This is a genomic window from Actinoplanes sp. NPDC049802, from assembly GCF_040656595.1.
Lineage (GTDB): Bacteria > Actinomycetota > Actinomycetes > Mycobacteriales > Micromonosporaceae > Actinoplanes.
On the sequence record NZ_JBFAMR010000032.1, the window covers coordinates 1 to 18,091 of the forward strand.

Sequence of the window (18,091 nt, forward strand, 5' to 3'; positions counted from 1 at the left end):
GACTGGTGTCCGACCGCGCCGCTGAGCGGTAAACAACTACCACCAGAACCGCCCAGACGAGCCTGATCAGGCATCAATCGCGCACCAAGTCGTTACAAGCCGCCGAGCTACATCAACAGGAAGATCCTCAGACATGCCCACACGGTGACACGCCCACCACACCCGGCCACACAAGCGCATCCGGCCCAGCCGTCTCACCCGAGCGCGGACCTCGAGCGCAACTACCCGCCCCGGCGTGCCGGTCCACCCCTCCGGCGGTGCCCGGATGAAGTCGCCGGTGCCGAGGCGAGTGATTCGCCGCCCCGGGAGAGTGTCCGCCTACCATGGCCCGGCCGGAGCAGTGATCCACTCCGGCCGGCCGTGAGGGCTGCCTCGCGCCCGCTGAGACAGCCCCAGGGGCCAGCCGGAACCGTTGAGCTGGCCGTGAGGCTGCCTCAGGGCAGCCAGCCGCCACCGGACCAGCCACTGAGCGAACAGTCCTCCTCCGCCGCCAGCAACATCTCGCCGGCGGCGGCGAATCGCCTGCATCGACACCGGCGAACAAGGCTCGTCGCCGCGGAGTGAAGCGAAGCCGGTAAGCCCAGCTCAGTCGAACAGGTCGTGGAGGAAGCTGCGCCGACGGTAGTGGCCGTGGTGGCCCGGGTGCCGGTAGTGGCCACGGTGCCCGTACATCGGCGTGGTGGGCGGGTAGTGAGCGGCCGGCGCGCCGTAGGCCGGCTGCGGCGGCGGGGGTGGAGGCGCGTAACCGGGCTGGTGATGGGCGGGCGGGGGCGGCGGGGGAACCGGCGCTCCGGTGCCTGACCGGCTGTTGTAGGTGGATTCGGCCGCGAACAGCTTCTCGAGCTCGCCACGGTCGAGGAAGATTCCGCGGCACTCGGTGCACTGGTCGATGGTGACACCACTGCGCTCGTAGACCCGCATCTCGCCGTGACACTTGGGACAGGTCATATGCATTTCAATGACGGTACAAGGCTGTGTCATGCCGTGGGGCGGAAGAAGCTGTGTGCTTGCTGAGTACGGGCTGCGAAACGGCGCAGAGCGGGGGCCCACAGCAGTAGGGCGACGGGGTAGAGCAGGTAGCCGAACCGGGTCGTCGGCATCAGCAGGATGGCGGCGAGAAGCCCGTAGCCGCAGAAGAGCGCGGCGGTGGCGGCGGTACGAGGTGGACGGCGTACGAGCAGGACCGCGATGACGGCGGCAGCGGCGACGAGCAGGCCGATGGCGACGTATCGGCCGCCGGGCAGGTTCTGGGAGATCAGGTAGCCGGGGAACGGGGACTGTGCCGGGCTGGTCACCAGGCCGTGCCCGAGGGTGAAGCGGAAGACGTTCTCGATGAAGGCGTCGGCGTTCACCAGCAGCGGCGGTAGCACGGCGAGGACGGGCAGGCCGAGTGCGCCGGGAAGGAGACGCCGCCAGGTGCCGGTGGCGACGGACAACACCGCGAGGACCGCCACGACGGGCAGCGCGAAGAGTTTGAGTCCGGCGGCGGCTCCGACGGCGACGCCGGCCCACCCGGGGCGGCCACCGGCGAACAGCGCGAGTGCGAGCAGGCACAACGCGAGTACGGGAATGTCGTCGCCGCCGGTGGCGAGGGTCAGTGCCGTCACGGGGAGAACGGTGGCCGCCTGCATCGCCCGTACCAGTGATGGGTTTGACGGACGTAGCAGGGTGACGGCGGCAACCAGCGCGGCCACCGTGACGATTGCGAACCAGACGCGGGCGTCGGTCCACCAGTGATCGCCCGCTATCGCCCGGGGTAGCCCGAAAAGAGACATGCCGGGCTGGTAGGGGCGATAGCCGAGCAGGCGCTCGTCGAGCGGGATGGCGGCGATGTCGGCGCGGCTCAGGTAGGGGGTGCCGCTGTGCAGCAGGGATTCGCCCATGTGCTCGACGACGGCGACCTCCTCCTGGGCCCGGTCGGTGCGCCCGGCTGTTCGCTGTGCCGCCTGCACGACGAGCGGCAGCACCGCCACGGCCGTCCAGGTGGACCAGGTGAGAAGGTCACGGCGGCGAATCACATACACCAGGAGGGCTGCGGCCAGGTAGCCGCAGGCGGCGATCGCGCCCCACGCCCGGTGCGGCAGCAGGGTCGAGGTGAACGCGGTGACCAGCGCGAAAGCCGCGGAGATCGAATAGAGGAGCAGATCGACGGCCCGATCGGACAGCTTGGTCACGCGGGCAAGTTTGGCAGACGGCGCACAGGCAGCCGGACCACCGAACCTTCGTCGTGCAGGGCGACCGCAAGGACGCCGGGCCGGCCGCCGGAGCCGCGCCGCAGCACGCTGAGGAAGCGGGCCGCCGAGTAGGGCCGGGCGAACAGATGTCCCTGTCCGGAGGTGCAGCCGAGCTGCCAGAGGGCGCGTCGTTGCGGTTCGCTCTCGACCCCTTCGGCGACGACCGTGAGACGCAGGTTGCGGGCCAGGTCGACGGTGGTCCGGACGACCGCCGCGGCCTCGGCGGACGTCTCCACCCCGGCCACGAACTCCCGGTCGATCTTGAGTTGGTGCACCGGGATCCGGGAGAGTACGGACAGCGACGAGACGCCGGTGCCGAAGTCGTCGATGGCCAGCCGGACGCCGGCGTTGCGCAGCTCGGCGAGGGTGCGCTCGACCACGTCCAGCTGACTGACCGTGAGGGTCTCGGTGAGTTCGAGGACCAGCCGGTTCGCCGGGACGTCGTGCCGGGACAACCGGGCCAGCACGGACGACGGGAATGTGGGGTCGAGCAGGCTGCGCGGTGACACGTTCACCGCGACGGGCAGGTCGAACCCGGCCTCCCGCCAGGTCTGGAGGGCGATCAGTGACTGTTCGAGCACCGCGTCGGCGAACGCCGGCAGCTGCCCGGACCGCTCGACCGTCTCCAGGAACTGCACCGGGGAGAGATTGCCCTGGTCGGGATGCCGCCACCGGGCCAGGGCCTCGGCCGCGACGACCTCGCCGCTGCCCAGGTCGACGATCGGCTGGAAGTCGACGGTGAACTCGTGTTCGGCGACCGCACGCCGCAGCTCGCCGGTGAGCATCAGCCGGTCCAGGTCGGCGGTGTCGCGGGCGTGCGCATACACCACGGTCTGTTCGTTGGCGCGTTTCGCCTGGTACATGGCGATGTCGGCGCGGCGCATCAGCTCCTCGACGCTGCCCGTGCCGGCGGCCAGGGCGATGCCGCCGGCCGCTTCGATGGTCAACTGCATGCCTTCCACCTCGATGCCGGCGTCCAGCGCGGTGAGCAGGCCGGTGGCGCGGTGCCCGGCCAGCGCGGGGGTCGGCAGGCCGGTGAGCAGGACCGCGAACTCGTCGCCGCCGAGCCGGGCGACCAGATCCCCGGGCGCGGCCGCCTTCCGCAGCCGGCCGGCCACCTGGCGCAGCACCTCGTCACCGGCGGCGTGCCCGAGCGTGTCGTTGACCTCCTTGAAGTGGTTCAGGTCGATCAGCAGCAGGGCGAACAGGCCGGTGTGCGCGGTGGAGCGGAAGAGCCGGTCGGCGCGCTCGTACAGCCGGCGGCGGTTGGCCAGGCCGGTGAGCGGGTCGTGCGCGGCGGCGTGCGCGTTCTCCGCGGCGATGCGGGCGAGTTCGGCGTACGCCTGAGCGTTCCGGATGGCCGTGCACACCGCCGACGCGAAGGTCCGCAGTTTGTACTGTTCCACCTCGGTGAGCCGGACGGTCCCGCCGAACCGCAGGCGCAGCACCCCGACCCGGACGGTGCCGTCGTGCGTGACCAGGTCGACGGTGGTCTCGTCGGCCGGCGAAGGGGTGGTGACCTGCAGCGGTCCGTCGGCGAGGACCTGTGTCTCGGTGGCCCGGACGGTTCGTGCCGCCAGGTCGATGGCCGCCTCCACCGCCGAGAAGATCTGCGCGGCCCGGGTCGTCGCCGAGTGCAGGACCTGGGTGAGGTCCACCGCGTTGAGTTCGTCGGTGGCCTTGGCCAGACGCTGCCAGGACTCTCGTTCCTCCCGGGTCCGGACGCTGCGGGACTGCCACAGGTGCATGCACACCACAACGAGTGGGACGACCAGCAGGAGCAGCGGATTGGTGCCGGTCGCCAGCACGCCGACGACGAGGAGGGTCGCGACCAGTTCACCGGAATGCAGGATGATCTTCGTGGTCCAGTCGTGCAGCGCCGCCTGCCACAGGCTGCTGCCGCTCGCCATCGACAGCACCGGCACGAAGGCGAGATGGTCGACCACGATGAAGGCGATCAGCGCCGCCACGATCGGGAGCACCGGGAAGGACGGCCGGCTCAGATCCGGCTGCACGCCGAAGGCGAGGAAGATGACGGCGGCCGCGCCGGTGGTGAGCGCGCCCTTGGCGATGCCGAACGCGGTCTTCTGCGGTCCGAGCCAGGTCAGGCAGCGGATCACCGTGATCGCGGCGATCGAGCAGAACACCACCCAGGGTGCCGGGATCAACGTCAGTCCGATCAGGACCGGGACCTCGCCCCAGGTGTTGTTGTCGCCGTTGGCCTTGACACGGACGTGCACCCGGACCCGGTTGGCGATGATCAGGCCGGCGCAGCAGGCGGCCAGGGCCAGCGGGTGTGGCGGCGGGCCGGGAAGGCTCAGCGCATACGCCAGGAAGCCCGCGGTGGCACAGACCCCCAGAACGACGACGAGACCGACGAGCAGCCGAAGCCGCTGATCGGTCACGTTGTTGTCGTCGCGAGCGTTGGTCATGGGGTCCTTGTCGTAGCGGAGCGCGATCGGATCGTCGCTCAGGACCCAAAGTAATTGATAACTGTCTGTCCGCGCATCAGGCGGATTTCAGGTCCACTCTTTTTCGCCGTACATGACGTTCCTCCAATTTGTCCGCTGTCGTCCTGACAGGGGATAACTTAGGCGCGTGTAGCGGTGGTTTCCAGCGGATCGTGTCGGTATGCGCAGTATGCGAGAATCGCCCGGCACGTCATCACGGACAGTTTCTGAATGGAAACTCATTGCAATGGGAATCGCGTCATTCGGCCGGGGTGAATTCTATTTCCTGAGCTTCAAGATGCCTCCTGAGCAGTGTGGACAAGATGTGAAGGGCAAACAAACTAGGCTTCCGGTATGCCCCAGGAAAGCCAACTCACCCATGTCGACGAGACCGGTGCCGCCCGGATGGTCGACGTTTCCGCCAAGGCGGTGAGCGACCGCCGTGCCGTCGCCGCCGGCCGGGTCCGGACCACCGCGGAGGTCATCGACCTGTTGCGGCGCGACGGCCTGCCCAAGGGCGACGCGCTCGCGGTGGCCCGGCTGGCCGGGATCATGGGCGCGAAACGGACACCCGATCTGATTCCGCTCTGTCACCCGATCGGGTTGCACGGTGTGAAGGTCGAGCTGGAGCCCACCGACACCACCGTCGAGATCACCGCCGTCACCAAGACCGCCGACCGCACCGGCGTCGAGATGGAGGCACTCACCGCCGTAGCCACGGCCGGCCTCGCCCTCATCGACATGATCAAGGCGGTGGACCCGGCGGCCAGCCTCGAATCGGTCCGGGTGCTGCGCAAAGAGGGCGGCAAGACCGGCGAGTGGGTACGCCCGGAGGACCGGCCGTGACCATCCGGGCCCGCGTGATCGTCGCCTCCAACCGGGCCGCCGCCGGCGTCTACGCCGACACCAGCGGCCCCCGGCTCGCCGCCGGGCTGCGTGAGCTCGGATGCGACGTGGACGAGCCGGTCGTCGTCGTACCGGACGGCGAGCCCGTCGCCGAAGCCCTTCGCGCCGCCGTCGCCGACCGTGTCGACGTGGTCCTGACCAGCGGTGGCACCGGTGTCACCCCCACCGACCGGACCCCGGAGGCCACCCGGGGGCTGCTCGACTTCGAGATCCCGGGCATCGCCGAGGCGATCCGCGCGTACAGCCGGGACCGGGTCCCCGCCGCCGCGCTCTCCCGCGGCCTGGCCGGCGTCGCCGGCCGCACCCTGATCGTCAACCTGCCCGGCTCGACCGGCGGCGCCAAGGACGGCCTGGCCGTGCTCGGTCCGCTGCTGTCGCACACCGTGGACCAGATCCGGGGAGGAGACCACTGAGCGATAGGCTTCGACGGTGACCGAGGCGACCCCTGTGGACTGGGAACTGGCGCGCACCCTCGCCTTCGAGGCGGGGCGGGCCGCGGCCGGTGACGCGGAGGAGGTCCCGCTGGGTGAGGCCGACGGCCGCACCCTGGCGGAGCCGCTGCGCGCCCTCACCGACCTGCCCGCCTTCCCCACCTCGAGCATCGACGGCTGGGCGGTGCGCGGCCCCGCGCCCTGGCGCCCGGTCGGCCGGGTGCTGGCCGGCGGCACCCCACCCCCGCTCACCACCGACGGCGACTGCGCCGAGATCGCCACCGGCGCCATGGTGCCGGACGGCGCCACCGCCCTGATCCGCGTCGAGGATTCGGTGACCGGCCCGGACGGCCGCGTCACCGGCGAGCCCCGGGCCGTCCCCGACTGGCGCCTGCCCGGCGAGGAGGCCGACCGCGGCGAGGAGCTGCTGCCCACCGGCACGGCCGTCGACCCGGCGGTCATCGGCGTCGCCGCCACCTGCGGTTACGAAACCCTCCAGGTCCGCCGGATCCCGCGCGCCGCCCTCCTCGTCTTCGGCGACGAGCTGCTCACCTCCGGCCCGCCCGGCAACGGCCGGGTCCGCGACTCGCTCGGCCCGCAGGTCCCGTCCTGGCTGCGCCGCTACGGCGCCGCCGTCGGCACGGCCACCGGTCCGGTCAAGGACACGCTCGACGCCCACCTCGAGGCCATCCGGTCCGCCCTGGACACCGCGGACCTCATCTGCACCACCGGCGGCACCATGCACGGCCCGGTCGACCACCTGCACCCCGCGCTCACCGAGCTGGGCGCCGATTACATCGTCAACACCGTCGCGGTCCGCCCCGGCTTCCCGATGCTGCTGGCCCGCGTCCCCGGCCCGGACGGCCGTCCGCGTTTCCTCGCCGGCCTGCCCGGCAACCCGCAGTCCGCGATCATCGCCCTGGTCACCCTGGTCGCGCCGCTCCTGGCCGGTCTGCGTGGCCGCGCCCTGCCACCACTGCCGCGCGTCACCGCCGGCACCGGGATCCCCGGGCGAGGTGACTTCACCCACCTGGCACTCGCCGCCCTCGACCCCACCGGCCGTACCGCCACTCCCGTCGGCCACGTCGGCTCGGCCATGCTGCGCGGACTCGCCAACTCGCACGGCTTCGCCGTCGTCCGTCCCGGCACCCAGGCCACCGCCGGCGACGCCATCGAATTCCTGCCCCTTCCGCTGATGCCCGGGGAGCGCCTGTGACCACCGAAGACCCCACCGCCGCGCCCGGTGTTCCGCGCGCTTCCACCACCGTGGCCACGCACACCGAGAGGATCGTGGCGGAGGTGATCGACGCGCCGCTCGATCTCGCGGCTCACGAGGCCGCCGTCGCCGACTCCAGGGCCGGCGCCGTGGTCTCCTTCCAGGGCGTCGTCCGCGATCACGACCACGGCCGTGGCGTCACCCTCCTCGAGTACGAGGGGCATCCCACCGCCACCGCGATCCTCCGCGAGGTGGCCGAGGAGATCGCCGCCGACCCGGCGGTCTACGCGGTCGCCGTCTCCCACCGCATCGGGACTCTCCAGATCGGCGACGTCGCCCTGGTCGCCTCGGTCAGCACCGCTCATCGTGCGGCCGCTTTCGCGGCGTGTGCCCGCCTGGTCGACGAGGCCAAGGCCCGGCTCCCGATCTGGAAGCGCCAGCTCTTCGATGACGGCACCGAAGAATGGGTCAACTGCCCTTAAAAGCCATTATTCGTACGGGAGTGTCAGCTCCCGGCAACGATGGCCGTCCCGTGGCGCACCGCGAGCCGGTGCCACTCGATGCCATAGCGCGCCCGCCGGTCCACCTGCATCGGTCACCGGCTCGGCCGTCCCCGGTTCAAGGCCGCGCCACCGATCGGACAGCACCTCCACGGTGATCATCACCTCCGCACGACCCTGGTCTCCAGGATCGTGCGGCTGGTCGTGGGCGCTTTCCCGCTGAGCCTGAGGCGGCTCTGGTGGCCGGCTGGGGTTGTGGGGTTGGTCCGGGAACGGTTCGGGGTTGCGCGGCTGGTCGTGGGCGCTGTCTTCCGATGGGTTGAGGCAGCCCTCACGGCCAGCGGGGAAGATCAGCCGCCGCGCGGGAGTGGGATCGCGGCCGGGCGGGAAGCGGCGCCGGGACGTGGGACCGGCAGCGCCGGGGCACCATGCCGCCACGGGAGGGTGTTGACCAGCAGGATCAGGGCGAACGCCGGAATGTTCCAAGCCAGGGACCACGACGGGGCGGCCAGTAGCGACAGGTACACGAGCAGGGCCGCGGCCAGGAACGCGATGCCGGTGAAACGGCGGGAACGCGGCGGCCGGGCGCCCAGCCGACGCCGCAGACCGGTGTCGGCCAGCACCAGGATCGCGGGGAGCAGCCACAACGTCTCGGCGGACGTGGAGACCGGGCCGGTGATGGCGCCGGTCAGGCCGATCAGGGTGAAGGCGGCGACCTCGTCCCCGTCGGCGTGGGCGGAACGGGCCCGGATCAGGCCCACGGCCAGCAGCAGCATGCCGAAGGAGAACCAGACCAGCACCGGCGGGGCCGGGAAACCGTAGAGCCGGGCCATGACCCCGGCCAGTGACTGGTTGTCGGGGGCGCTGACCGGGGCGGGACGGTCCAGTTCCCACATGACCGTCCCGTACCAGGAAAGGGTTTCCTCCGGTGCCGCCGCCAACGCGGCCAGGGTGACCACGGCCGCCGTGAGCAGGGCCGTCATCGCCGCCCGGCGCTGTTTGGTGAGCAGCAGATAGACGATGAAGAGCAGGGGTACGGCGCACAGCGCCCCGGCGACACCCGTGCCCACGCCCGCCCAGGAACCGGTCGCCCACGCCCGGCGCAGGCGGCCCTGATCGGTGCCGAGGGCGGACGCGGACCGGAACGAACCCGCGAGCCAGCGCGGTCTCCGATCCCGGCCGGATCCCGGATCGCCGGAGCGGACCGCGCCGGGTCCGAGGTCGGTGGTGCGGGGGAAGGCAGCCTCGCGTCCGGGGCCGAATCGGGGGCCCAGGCCGAGGCGGGCGGACCGGGGAAGCCACCGGCCCATGCCGGCGGTGGCGTGTGACCAGCGGAGGAAACCGCGTGGTGGCCGGTCGAGGCTGGACGGGCCGGCGTGGGGACGCCGCGAGGTGCGGCTCAGCAGCGGAACCCAGAGGGGCGTGCGGTCGGGGTGGGAGCGGCGGCGCGGGCCCGGCAGGGTGGTCAGGATGCGGTGGCGGGCGCGGGCGGCGCGGCGCAGGGCGAGCAGATCGGCCGCCAGCAGGGCGACGATCAGCAACTCGGGGCGGCCCTGACCGATGGCGGCGCGGACCGGTTCGGCCAGCAGCGCCAGGGCGGCCGCGACCAGCATGAACGGGAGGCGGCGGCGGCCGTGGCGGCGGGCCACCGGGCCGGTCACGGCGAGCGTCGTCAGCAGCAGGGCGGCCACACCGGTGAGCGCCAGCAGCCAGCCGGCGGCGCGTAACGGCAGGAGGGTCAGGGGCGCCAGCAGGAGAGCCAGTGCGGGCGGCAGCGCGGCGCCGGCTTGATTGCCGGGTGCCCGGTACGCGTACAGATCCCCACCGGCGAGCCATCCGCGGACGGCGGCGTGTTCCACGGCGAGGGTGCTCAGCCCGTACCGCTGGAGGTAGAGGGTGATGATCGCCGGCGTGAGCAGGACGCCCAGGGCGACCACCCCGAGCCGGACGCGCGCAGCGCTGTGCGTCCCTCGTTTCCTCGCCGGCATGGCGCGACCCCCGTCTCGTTACCGGGCACGGCATGGCCTGCCGGTCGACCCGCCGCTCGCATGAAGGCGAAGCGGTCGGGATCGGCGGCACGTCGTAGCCGAGCGGAAGCGAGCTTAGAAGGCGCAGACCGACCGCGCGGTCCCTTGTCCGCTTTAACGCAAACGTCGCGAGAAGGTTGTTATCCGGGCAATTTGCGCGCGGTCACCGCGGCCGCGGCGGCGATCTTCGCCTCCCGTTTGGCGGTGCGTACGGCCCGGCGCACCGACCGCTGGCTGCGGTCGACCGCGTGCGTGGTGCGGTAGCGCAGACTCGGCCGGCCCTCGGTGTCGGCGGCGGCGAGCAGCAGACCGCCGAGCAGGCCGAGGCTGCGCAGAAGGTGATCGCGGTCACCCTTCTCGGTGGCGGCGTGCGGGATCAGGCCGGCCGCCAGAACGAGGGCGGCGGGCCTGGTGAACCGCCCGGTGGCCAGCGCGAGACCGGCCACCACGTCGGCGGCCGCCTTCACCCGCACCAGAGTGACCGGATCGGTGGGCAGACGCGGATCCGTGCGCTCCAGCAGCGGCGTCGCCCGGTCGGTGAGCGGGCGGACCGCCTCGGCCCGCTCCTCGGGGCGGGCGAACGCGCGGATGCCGTCGAACACGAAGATCGATGCCAGCATGGCTCGGGCTGCGGTGCGTACGGGCCTCATGTTCCGGTTATACCCGTAACCGGGCGACTACACCGGCTGTGTCCTGAGGTAGCGGCCGAAGTGCGGGACGGTGAACGCCACCGTCCCGCGTTCGCCCGAGTAGATGAGTCCCTTTTTGATCAGGGCGTCCCGGGCCGGCGAGAGGCTGGCCGGCTTGCGTCCCAGCGAGGTCGCGATGTCCGACGTCGGCACCGCGGCGTCCATGTCGTTGCCGGGGTCGTCGGAGAGCGCCGCCATGGCCCGCATGTACTCCCGCTCGGCCGGGGTGGCCCGCTCGAACCGGGAGCCGAAGAAGCCGACCGCCAGCTCACCCTCCGCCTCCGGCGCGGCGACCCGGACGTCGTCGGCGGTGATCGGCGACTGCGGCGCGTGGTCCCAGGTCGCCTTCCCGTACGCCTGAACGAAGTACGGATAACCACCCGACTTCTCGTAGAGCAGATCCAGCGCTTCCTGGTCGTAGTCGACGCCCTCCCGCTCGGCCGGCACACCGAGCGCAAGATCGGCGGCGTCCCGGTCCAGCCGGTCGATCCGTGCATAACGGAAGAGCCGCTCGGAATACGACTTGGCGGCGGACAGCACGGCCGGCAGATGCGGCAGCCCGGCGCCCACCACGATCAGCGGAGCGCCCAGCTGGGACAACTCGTGGCAGGCCGCGCACAGCGCCGACACGTCGGTGGCGCTGAGATCCTGCATCTCGTCGATGAACAGGGCGATCCCGGTGCCGACGTCGGTGGCCAGCGAGGCGGCGTCGGTGAAGAGCTCGACCAGGTCGATCTCGATGTCGCCGGAGTCGGCCCGCCCCCGGGCCGGCGGCACGTCGATGCCGGGCGCCCAGCGGTCCCGGATCTTCGCATTCGTCTCGTTGGCCCGCAGCGCGAACGCTTTGAGCACGCCGAGCACCTCGTCCACCCGAGCCGGGTCGCGGTGGTGCGGGGCGAGCTCGCGGATCGCCATGTGCAGGGCGCCGGAGACCGGGCGGCGCAGCGACTGATCCGGCCGGGCCTCGATCTTGCCGGTGCCCCAGAGCCGGCCGATCGCGGCCGAGCGCAGCGTGTTGAGCAGCACCGTCTTGCCGACGCCGCGCAAACCGGTCAGAACCAGGCTGCGCTCGGGGCGGCCCCGGGCCACCCGCTCCAGGACGACGTCGAACGCGTCCAGCTCGCGGCCGCGGCCCGCCAGTTCGGGTGGGCGCTGACCGGCGCCGGGAGCGTACGGATTTCGCACCGGATCCACGCGTAGCACCGTATCGGGCCGTCTAGCACGAACGCTAGAGTCGCCTCGATATCACCATCTAGAGTTGTCTAGCATGTTTACTAGACTGGGGAATACTCCTTGAGGCAGAGCACGAAGTCGACGTCGTCGTACTCGGTGTCGTAGTAGTACCACTTCGTGTAGCCGGTCACCTTGGCACACTTGCCGACCGCGTCCTTCTCGCCGGTGGTCTTGCCGTCGATCCGTTTCAACACCTGGTAGGTGTTCGCCGTACAGACCACCACACGCAACTCGGGCTCATCGTCGGTGCCCTCGTTGCGCAGGCACTGACCCTTCGTCGCGAACCGGGCGTCCTCACTGGTCCGCGGCCGCGCCCCGGGCCCGGCCGGCGTCGTCGCGGCCGCCACCGGAGTCTTCGGCGCCTCCTCGTCGTCGCCCAGCACGAACCAGGCGGCGGTGGCCAGGCCGCCACCGACGAGGACACTGAGCACCGCGACCACAGCGCCCATCGCGAACCCACGACGAGCCGGGGGCGGTCGCCACTCCGCCGGCGGACGCCACTCGGGCTGCGGCTGCTGTGGGATCTGCGGCTGGCTCCACGGCTGGTCGCTCGCGCTCCACGGGTCGGAGGGTTCCGCGTACGGCTCCTCGGGGCTCCCACCCGGCCAAGGCTGCCCAGGGTACGGCCCGTTCTGCGACATCGGGGGTCCCTCCAGAAGCGGTCTACGCTGCCTGCCACCGTAGCGTGCGGCGGGCAATCGGCTACCTTTCACGTTCGTGTCGTCACAACTGGTGATCTTGGCAACGCTCTTCGGGGCGGCGGCAGGGGCGTTCCTGCCCCGGATCGCGTACCGGCTGACCGTCCCCTTCGGAGACCGGGCCCGATCATCGTGCGCCCGCTGCGACCGGCCGTTCCCACCCGGAGCGGCCGGCTGGATCCACGCCGGACCGGCCTGCTGCGCCGGCGGCGCCGGTCCGGTCGCGGCGATGTCGCTGGCCGGCGGCCTGCTGGCGGCCCAACTCGGGCCGGTGCCGCAACTGCCGGTCCACCTGCTCGCCGCGATCCCCGGAGTGCTCCTCGCGATGATCGACCTCGGCTGCCTGCGCCTGCCCGACCGGCTGGTCGGCACGCTTGCCCTCGGCGCGGGCGTCCCGCTCGCCCTGCTGGCGCCCGGCCGGATCGCCCCGGCCCTGGCCGCGGGCGTACTCGTCGGCGCCGGATACCTGGCGATCGCGATGCTGCCCGGGCGCGGACTCGGCCTCGGCGACGTGAAACTGGGCGCGGCACTGGCGTTCCTGCTCGGATTCGCGGGCTGGCCGGCGGTGGCCGTCGGTCTCGGCACCGCCCACCTGCTCAACGGCGCGGCCGCCACCTGGTTGCTGGTGCGGCGGCGAGCACAGCCGATCCCGTTCGGGCCGGCCCTGCTCGCCGGAGCGCTCGCCGGCCTTACAGCAGTCTGAGCTGACGATCCTTCGGACGGGCCGGAGCCGCCTCACCCAGCTTCTCGAAGAGTCCGGAATCGATCACATCGAGGAACGGCGTCGGGCTCTGCTCCCGCTCGCTGCCGTGCCGCGACCGTTTCGCCGAATGACTCACGTACAGCCGGTCCTGGGCGCGGGTCAGACCCACGAAGAACAACCGGCGCTCCTCGGCCGTCTCCTCCTCCGACGGTGTCGAACCGGGCCAGCGCAACGGCAGCAGACCGTCCTCGCAGCCGACCAGGAACACCACCGGGAACTCCAGGCCCTTCGCGGCGTGCAGGGTCAGTAGGTTCACCGCCTCGGCCCGCGGATCCAGCGCGTCCACCTCGGCACCCGTCGCCAACTGCTGCAGGAACAGCGCAAGGTCCTCCCCCACCCGGTGCGCCAGCGGCATCAACAGCTCGGACGCGGTCCAGAGGTCCTCGGGAGCCGGCTGGGTGCCGTCCAGCGTCGGGGCGGCGAACCGCTGCGCCAGCACCTGACCGGCCGACTTCACCCGGGCCGCGAGCGAACCGCCCGCACCGCCGGCGTGCCGCAACTCCCGGGCGATCTCGGCGACCCCGGCCCGATCCCGAAGCCGGTTGTGCGAACGCTTCTGCACCGGGACGCCGGCCCGGGACAGCGCCTCCATGATCGGTCCGGACTGGGCGTCGGTGCGGTACAGCACCGCGATGTCGGAGAACGACAGGTTCCCCGCCGCGGTGGTCCGCGAATCCACCCGGCCCGAGTCCAACGAGCGGTGAGAGAGACCTCCGACAAGCTCATCGACGGTACGGACGACGAAATCCGCCTCGTCGGCGACACTGCGGGCGGCATACCGGCCCACCAGCGCGGCCTCCGGATCGAGCCGTGCCGGGTCCAACCTTCGTCCACGGACCAGCGTCGTCGGCGCGATCGCCTGCACCGCGGCGGCCAGGATCGGCGCCGACGACCGGTAGTTGCGGGTCAGCCGGACCAGCCGGGCGTCCACGAAGTCGGAGTTGAACCGCAGGAAGTACTGCACGTCGGCGCCCCGGAACGAGTAGATCGCCTGGTCCGGGTCGCCGATCGCGCACAGGTTGCCGTCCGGCGGGCTCAGCAGGCGCAGCAGCTCATACTGCAGCTCGTCGACGTCCTGGTACTCGTCCACGAAGATCCACTGCCAGCGCTTGCGGTACTTCTCCACCAACGCCTGGTCCTCGCGCAGCAGCGCCACCGGCACGCTGATCAGATCGTCCAGGTCCACCAGATCCTGCTGGCGCAGCAGTTTCCGGTACGCCGCGTCGTCCTCGCCGGCCTGCTCCCGAGCCTGCGCCTGCTCGCGGTCGTCGGCGATCCGCCAGCCCGAGCCCAGCCCGGCCGCCTTCGCGTTCTCCTTCAGCACGGTCAGGCCCAGCGAATGGAACGTGCCCACCGTGATGTCCTCGGCCACGTCACCGAGCAGCGACTCCAGACGCTCCTTCAGCTCGGCGGCGGCCCGCCGGGTGAACGTGATCGCCAGGCAGCGCTCCGGAAAGACGCCCAGCTCGGCACAGAGGTACGCGATGCGGTGCGTCAGGGTGCGGGTCTTGCCGGTGCCCGGGCCCGCCACGATCAACAGCGGTCCGCCGGGCGCCGACGCGGCCACTCGCTGCATCGCGTCCAGCCGGTCCAGCAGTCCGGTGCCGACCTCCTCCATCCCGGCCAGCATCGGCTCGAACGGCTCGTGCGGGCTGGGCGGTGCGGCGAGCGGCGGTGCGGCCGGCTTCTCCTTCGCCGGCTTCGCCTTGGGTTTCGCCGGGGCCGGATCCGGTTTCGTTCTCGGCTGTTCCAGTGAGGCAGGGAAGTCGAACAGCGTCTCCATCTGCGGGGCACTGTTGCGGTTGCGCAGCTCACCCTGGTCGAAGAGGGTGATCACGCCGTACTCGCCGTCGTAGCCCGGCACCCGGCGCACGTCGCCGCGACGCAGCCGGGTGATCGCCTCACGCAGCTCGTCGCCGCCCGCCTTGCCGATCTCGTCTACCGGCACCTTGCGCAGAATGTCCAGCTCCGCGCCGAGCGTGGCGACCAGGTGATTGAGCTGGGACTCCACCGTCTTCGACTTGGGGCCCACGCCGTGGATCTCGCCGAGGATCTCGTGCAACTGGATCAGATGCTCGACGTGATCGTTCTTCTGGAAGCCCAGCGGACGGTCGGCGAGGTCCTCGACCCGGCTCAGCACCCCGACGGTCAGCGGGCGCCCGCACTCCGGGCAGCGCCCACCGGCCCGCCGGGTGCGTTCCGGCTCCCAGTTCACCCCGCAGGCCCGGTGGCCGTCGGCGTGGTACTTGCCCTCCTCGGGGAAGAACTCCAGCGTCCCGGCCAGGCCGACGCCGTCCTTCACCGCGAAGTAGTCGGGGATGCCGGTGAACAGCGTCGCCTCCCGGGCCAGGGCGGCCGGGGAGTGCGCGTCCGAGTTCGAGACCAGGCGGTAGCGGTCCAGGCTGGAGACCCGCCAGTTCATCTCCGGGTCCGACGAGAGGCCGGTCTCCACCGCCGTCACGTGATCGGCCAGGTCGGCGTAGCAGTCGGCGATCGCGTCGAAACCGGACTTCGACCCCAGCGCGGAGAACCACGGCGTCCAGATGTGCGCCGGGATCAGATAGCCCCCGGACTCCAGGGTGATCTCCAGCAGGTTCCGCGAATCCAGCCCCAGGATCGGGCGGCCGTCCGCGGTCAGGTTGCCGATCCGGGACAGCGCAGTGTTGATCTTCGCAACCGACTCGAAGTCGGGAGCGTAGAGCAGGTGGTGGACCTTGCGGGTCTTGTCGTCCCGCTTGTAGATCGTGGAGATCTCGACGCTCAGCATGAACCGGGCCGGCGCCGTGCCGCGCAGCGAGCCCGGCAGCCGTTTCGTCACCGGCTTCTCGTCGGCCAGCCGGAACAGGCCCGGCTCGGCCGGCTCGAGGCTCTCCCGCAGATGCTCGAACCAGGCCGGGTGGGTGAAGTCGCCGGTGCCGAGCAGGGCGATGCCCTTGCGCCGGGCCCACCAGGCCAGGTTCGGCAGCGTCAGATCACGGCTGCACGCCCGCGAGTAGCGGGAGTGAATGTGCAGGTCCGCGACATATGTATCCGTGCTGACCTCCACGTTCGGCATCCTGTCACGGCCGTCGGTTCCGCCAAGCTTCGCCACGCTCAAACACACTTACCGATCTTGATGGGTTACGCCATACGCAATTCGATGACCGTGACCTGCGGGGGCGCGCCCACCCGCACCGGTGGACCCCAGAAACCCGCGCCGTTGGTCACATACACCGGCACGCCGTCCACCTTCCCGAAGCCGGAGACTACCGGCTGCTGCAACTTCACGAGCATGTTGAACGGCACCATCTGGCCACCGTGCGTGTGCCCGGAGACCTGCAGGTCCACCTTGTAGGGCGCCGCCTCCTTCGCGGCCACCGGCTGGTGGGCCATCAGAACCACCGGCCGTGTGGTGTCCCGGTCGCCCAGCGCGCGGGCGAAGTCCGGTCCGTCGCCCTGCTGCTCACCGGTGAGATCGTTCACACCGGCGAGGTCCAGCCCGTTGATCTCGACCCGCTCGTTGCGCAGCGGCCGGATCCCGAGCCGTGCCACCTCCTCGATCCACTCCTCGGCCCCGGAGTAGTACTCGTGGTTCCCGGTCACGAAGAACGCCCCGTGCCGGGACTCGATCCCACCCAGCGGCGCCGCGAAGCGGCCCAGCTCGGCCACACTGCCGTCGACCAGGTCACCGACCACGCACACCAGGTCCGCGTTCACCGAATTGATCACCCGGGTGATCCGCTGCGCGTGGTCGACCCCGGTGAGTGGCCCGATGTGGATGTCGGAGACCACCGCCAGCCGCGTCCCGTCCATGGAGCGTGGCAGCTTGGCGATCGGCAGCTGGACCCGGTCGATCTGCGGCGCCCCGGTCGCGGTCTTGACCCCGTAGCCGGTCACGCTCGCCGCGGTGAGCCCGGCGAAGATCGCTGTTCCCCGGGCCAGCAGCAACCGCCGGTCGATCCCCGGGCTCCTGCTCGCGTCCGCACCGCCTTCGACGCCGGCCGCTTCCCGGCCTGCGGGGGCCGGGTCAGTCCCGCTGGCGGGGCCGCCGTCCGCCGTGACGACGCGGCCCTTGCCGGTTCCCTCGGCGGTGGCGTCCGCGTCACCGGCGCCTGCCGCGGAGTCCCCCACGAAGAACGAATCCCGTCCGTGCCCGGTCGTCGTGCCGCTGAGGGCCGGTTCGTTTCCGTGCCCGGTCGTCGCGCCGCTCAGGGCAGGGTCGTCCTGGTGGCTGGCCGTCGCGTCGCTCCGGGCCGGTTCGCTTCCGTGCCCGGTCGTCGCGCCGCTCAGTGGTGGCTCGGTGCCGTGCCCGGCAGCCCCGCCGGTCAGCGCTCCTTCGGTAGCGGGAGCCGACCCACCTCGGAGGCTGCCCGTGCCGCCGCTCACGGCGGCCTCGCCGATGGCCGACCCGGCCGGGCGCGATCCACCCATGCCGTCGTCCTCGGTGGTACGCGGGCCGCGCGCCCACAACCGCAAGGCCAGCAGCCGGGGGATCTCCAGCGCGAGCAGGGTCACCAGGAGGTAGAACATCACGGCGATCCAGAGATAGCCGGGCCAGGACAGCCACTTGACGTAGCCGGCCCGCACCCCGCCCAGCGTCACCGGAACTAGGACGCACAGGACGACGGCCACCACGGTCCCGACGCGGCGGGCCGGGCCGGGTCGCAGTGGGTCACGGACCAGCCGCTTCCACAGGTAGAAGTGGATCAAGCCGATGATCAGCATGACCACCGCGAAGAACAGCACCAACTCAAACCCTCCCCAGCCGGCCGCAACCGCCGCCGTGCTTTCCAGCTTGCCCGACCCAGTGTCCCCGACCAGCCCGAGCCCCTGGAGCCGTGAACGATCGACGCTCTCAGCGGTGTCTCAGCAACCACATGCCGGACACCACGGCGCCGCACCGTCTCATCCGCGTCACGCCGCCGGCACCTGCACCGAGACGCTCGTCGCGAGGCCGAATCGGCG

The 18,091-nt window shown here is 71.4% G+C and carries 14 protein-coding genes; 5 read left to right on the forward strand and 9 right to left on the reverse strand.

Annotation, left to right across the window (positions count from 1 at the left end; genetic code table 11):
- Positions 1-585 precede the first annotated feature (585 nt).
- From AB0I88_RS22350 to AB0I88_RS22360, 3 genes are read right to left on the reverse strand one after another with little or no spacing between them, the layout of a single operon-like run.
- Positions 586-954 (reverse strand): zf-TFIIB domain-containing protein, encoded by a 369-nt coding sequence (locus AB0I88_RS22350; RefSeq protein ID WP_361027571.1) that lies wholly within the window; start codon positions 952-954, stop codon positions 586-588.
- Between the two features lie 23 nt (positions 955-977).
- A complete protein-coding gene (locus AB0I88_RS22355; protein WP_361027574.1) occupies positions 978-2,174 on the reverse strand; it encodes a glycosyltransferase 87 family protein in 1,197 nt (398 codons plus the stop codon).
- Complete coding sequence (locus AB0I88_RS22360) at positions 2,171-4,666, reverse strand: bifunctional diguanylate cyclase/phosphodiesterase (RefSeq protein WP_361027577.1); 2,496 nt, start codon at positions 4,664-4,666, stop codon at positions 2,171-2,173. The genes AB0I88_RS22355 and AB0I88_RS22360 overlap by 4 nt, the downstream gene beginning before the upstream one ends.
- Positions 4,667-5,038: 372 nt before the next feature.
- Between AB0I88_RS22360 and moaC the strand changes: the two genes are divergently transcribed.
- From moaC to AB0I88_RS22380, 4 genes are all read left to right on the forward strand, one after another.
- Complete coding sequence (moaC, locus tag AB0I88_RS22365) at positions 5,039-5,530, forward strand: cyclic pyranopterin monophosphate synthase MoaC (RefSeq protein WP_361027580.1); 492 nt, start codon at positions 5,039-5,041, stop codon at positions 5,528-5,530.
- The gene (locus tag AB0I88_RS22370) at positions 5,503-6,003 is read left to right on the forward strand and encodes a MogA/MoaB family molybdenum cofactor biosynthesis protein (RefSeq protein WP_361027583.1); all 501 of its coding nucleotides are present in this window, start codon (positions 5,503-5,505) and stop codon (positions 6,001-6,003) included. The genes moaC and AB0I88_RS22370 overlap by 28 nt, the downstream gene beginning before the upstream one ends.
- Before the next feature lie 16 nt (positions 6,004-6,019).
- Positions 6,020-7,237, forward strand: a complete 1,218-nt coding sequence (locus AB0I88_RS22375; RefSeq protein WP_361027586.1) for a molybdopterin molybdotransferase MoeA — start codon at positions 6,020-6,022, stop codon at positions 7,235-7,237.
- A gap of 71 nt (positions 7,238-7,308) precedes the next feature.
- A complete protein-coding gene (locus tag AB0I88_RS22380; protein WP_361027849.1) occupies positions 7,309-7,719 on the forward strand; it encodes a molybdenum cofactor biosynthesis protein MoaE in 411 nt (136 codons plus the stop codon).
- 368 nt (positions 7,720-8,087) lie between these two features.
- Here AB0I88_RS22380 and AB0I88_RS22385 read toward each other — a convergent pair whose 3' ends face one another.
- The 4 genes from AB0I88_RS22385 to AB0I88_RS22400 all read right to left on the reverse strand — a co-directional run bounded on the left by AB0I88_RS22385 (position 8,088) and on the right by AB0I88_RS22400 (position 12,135).
- Positions 8,088-9,725, reverse strand: a complete 1,638-nt coding sequence (locus AB0I88_RS22385) for a glycosyltransferase 87 family protein (protein WP_361027589.1) — start codon at positions 9,723-9,725, stop codon at positions 8,088-8,090.
- 179 nt (positions 9,726-9,904) lie between these two features.
- On the reverse strand, positions 9,905-10,414 hold the full coding sequence (locus AB0I88_RS22390; RefSeq protein ID WP_361027592.1) for a DoxX family protein: 510 nt from the start codon (positions 10,412-10,414) through the stop codon (positions 9,905-9,907).
- 27 nt (positions 10,415-10,441) lie between these two features.
- Positions 10,442-11,647: an ATP-binding protein gene (locus AB0I88_RS22395; protein ID WP_361027595.1), complete on the reverse strand. Its 1,206-nt coding sequence runs from the start codon at positions 11,645-11,647 to the stop codon at positions 10,442-10,444.
- 80 nt (positions 11,648-11,727) lie between these two features.
- Positions 11,728-12,135, reverse strand: a complete 408-nt coding sequence (locus AB0I88_RS22400; RefSeq protein WP_361027598.1) for a hypothetical protein — start codon at positions 12,133-12,135, stop codon at positions 11,728-11,730.
- Positions 12,136-12,403: 268 nt separating this feature from the next.
- Between AB0I88_RS22400 and AB0I88_RS22405 the strand changes: the two genes are divergently transcribed.
- Positions 12,404-13,087, forward strand: a complete 684-nt coding sequence (locus AB0I88_RS22405) for a prepilin peptidase (protein ID WP_361027601.1) — start codon at positions 12,404-12,406, stop codon at positions 13,085-13,087.
- Here AB0I88_RS22405 and AB0I88_RS22410 read toward each other — a convergent pair.
- Positions 13,074-16,202: a UvrD-helicase domain-containing protein gene (locus AB0I88_RS22410; protein WP_361027604.1), complete on the reverse strand. Its 3,129-nt coding sequence runs from the start codon at positions 16,200-16,202 to the stop codon at positions 13,074-13,076. The two genes, AB0I88_RS22405 and AB0I88_RS22410, sit on opposite strands and share 14 nt — an antisense overlap.
- Before the next feature lie 65 nt (positions 16,203-16,267).
- Positions 16,268-17,872, reverse strand: coding sequence for a metallophosphoesterase (locus tag AB0I88_RS22415; RefSeq protein WP_361027607.1), 1,605 nt, complete (start codon positions 17,870-17,872; stop codon positions 16,268-16,270).
- Positions 17,873-18,091 lie beyond the last annotated feature (219 nt).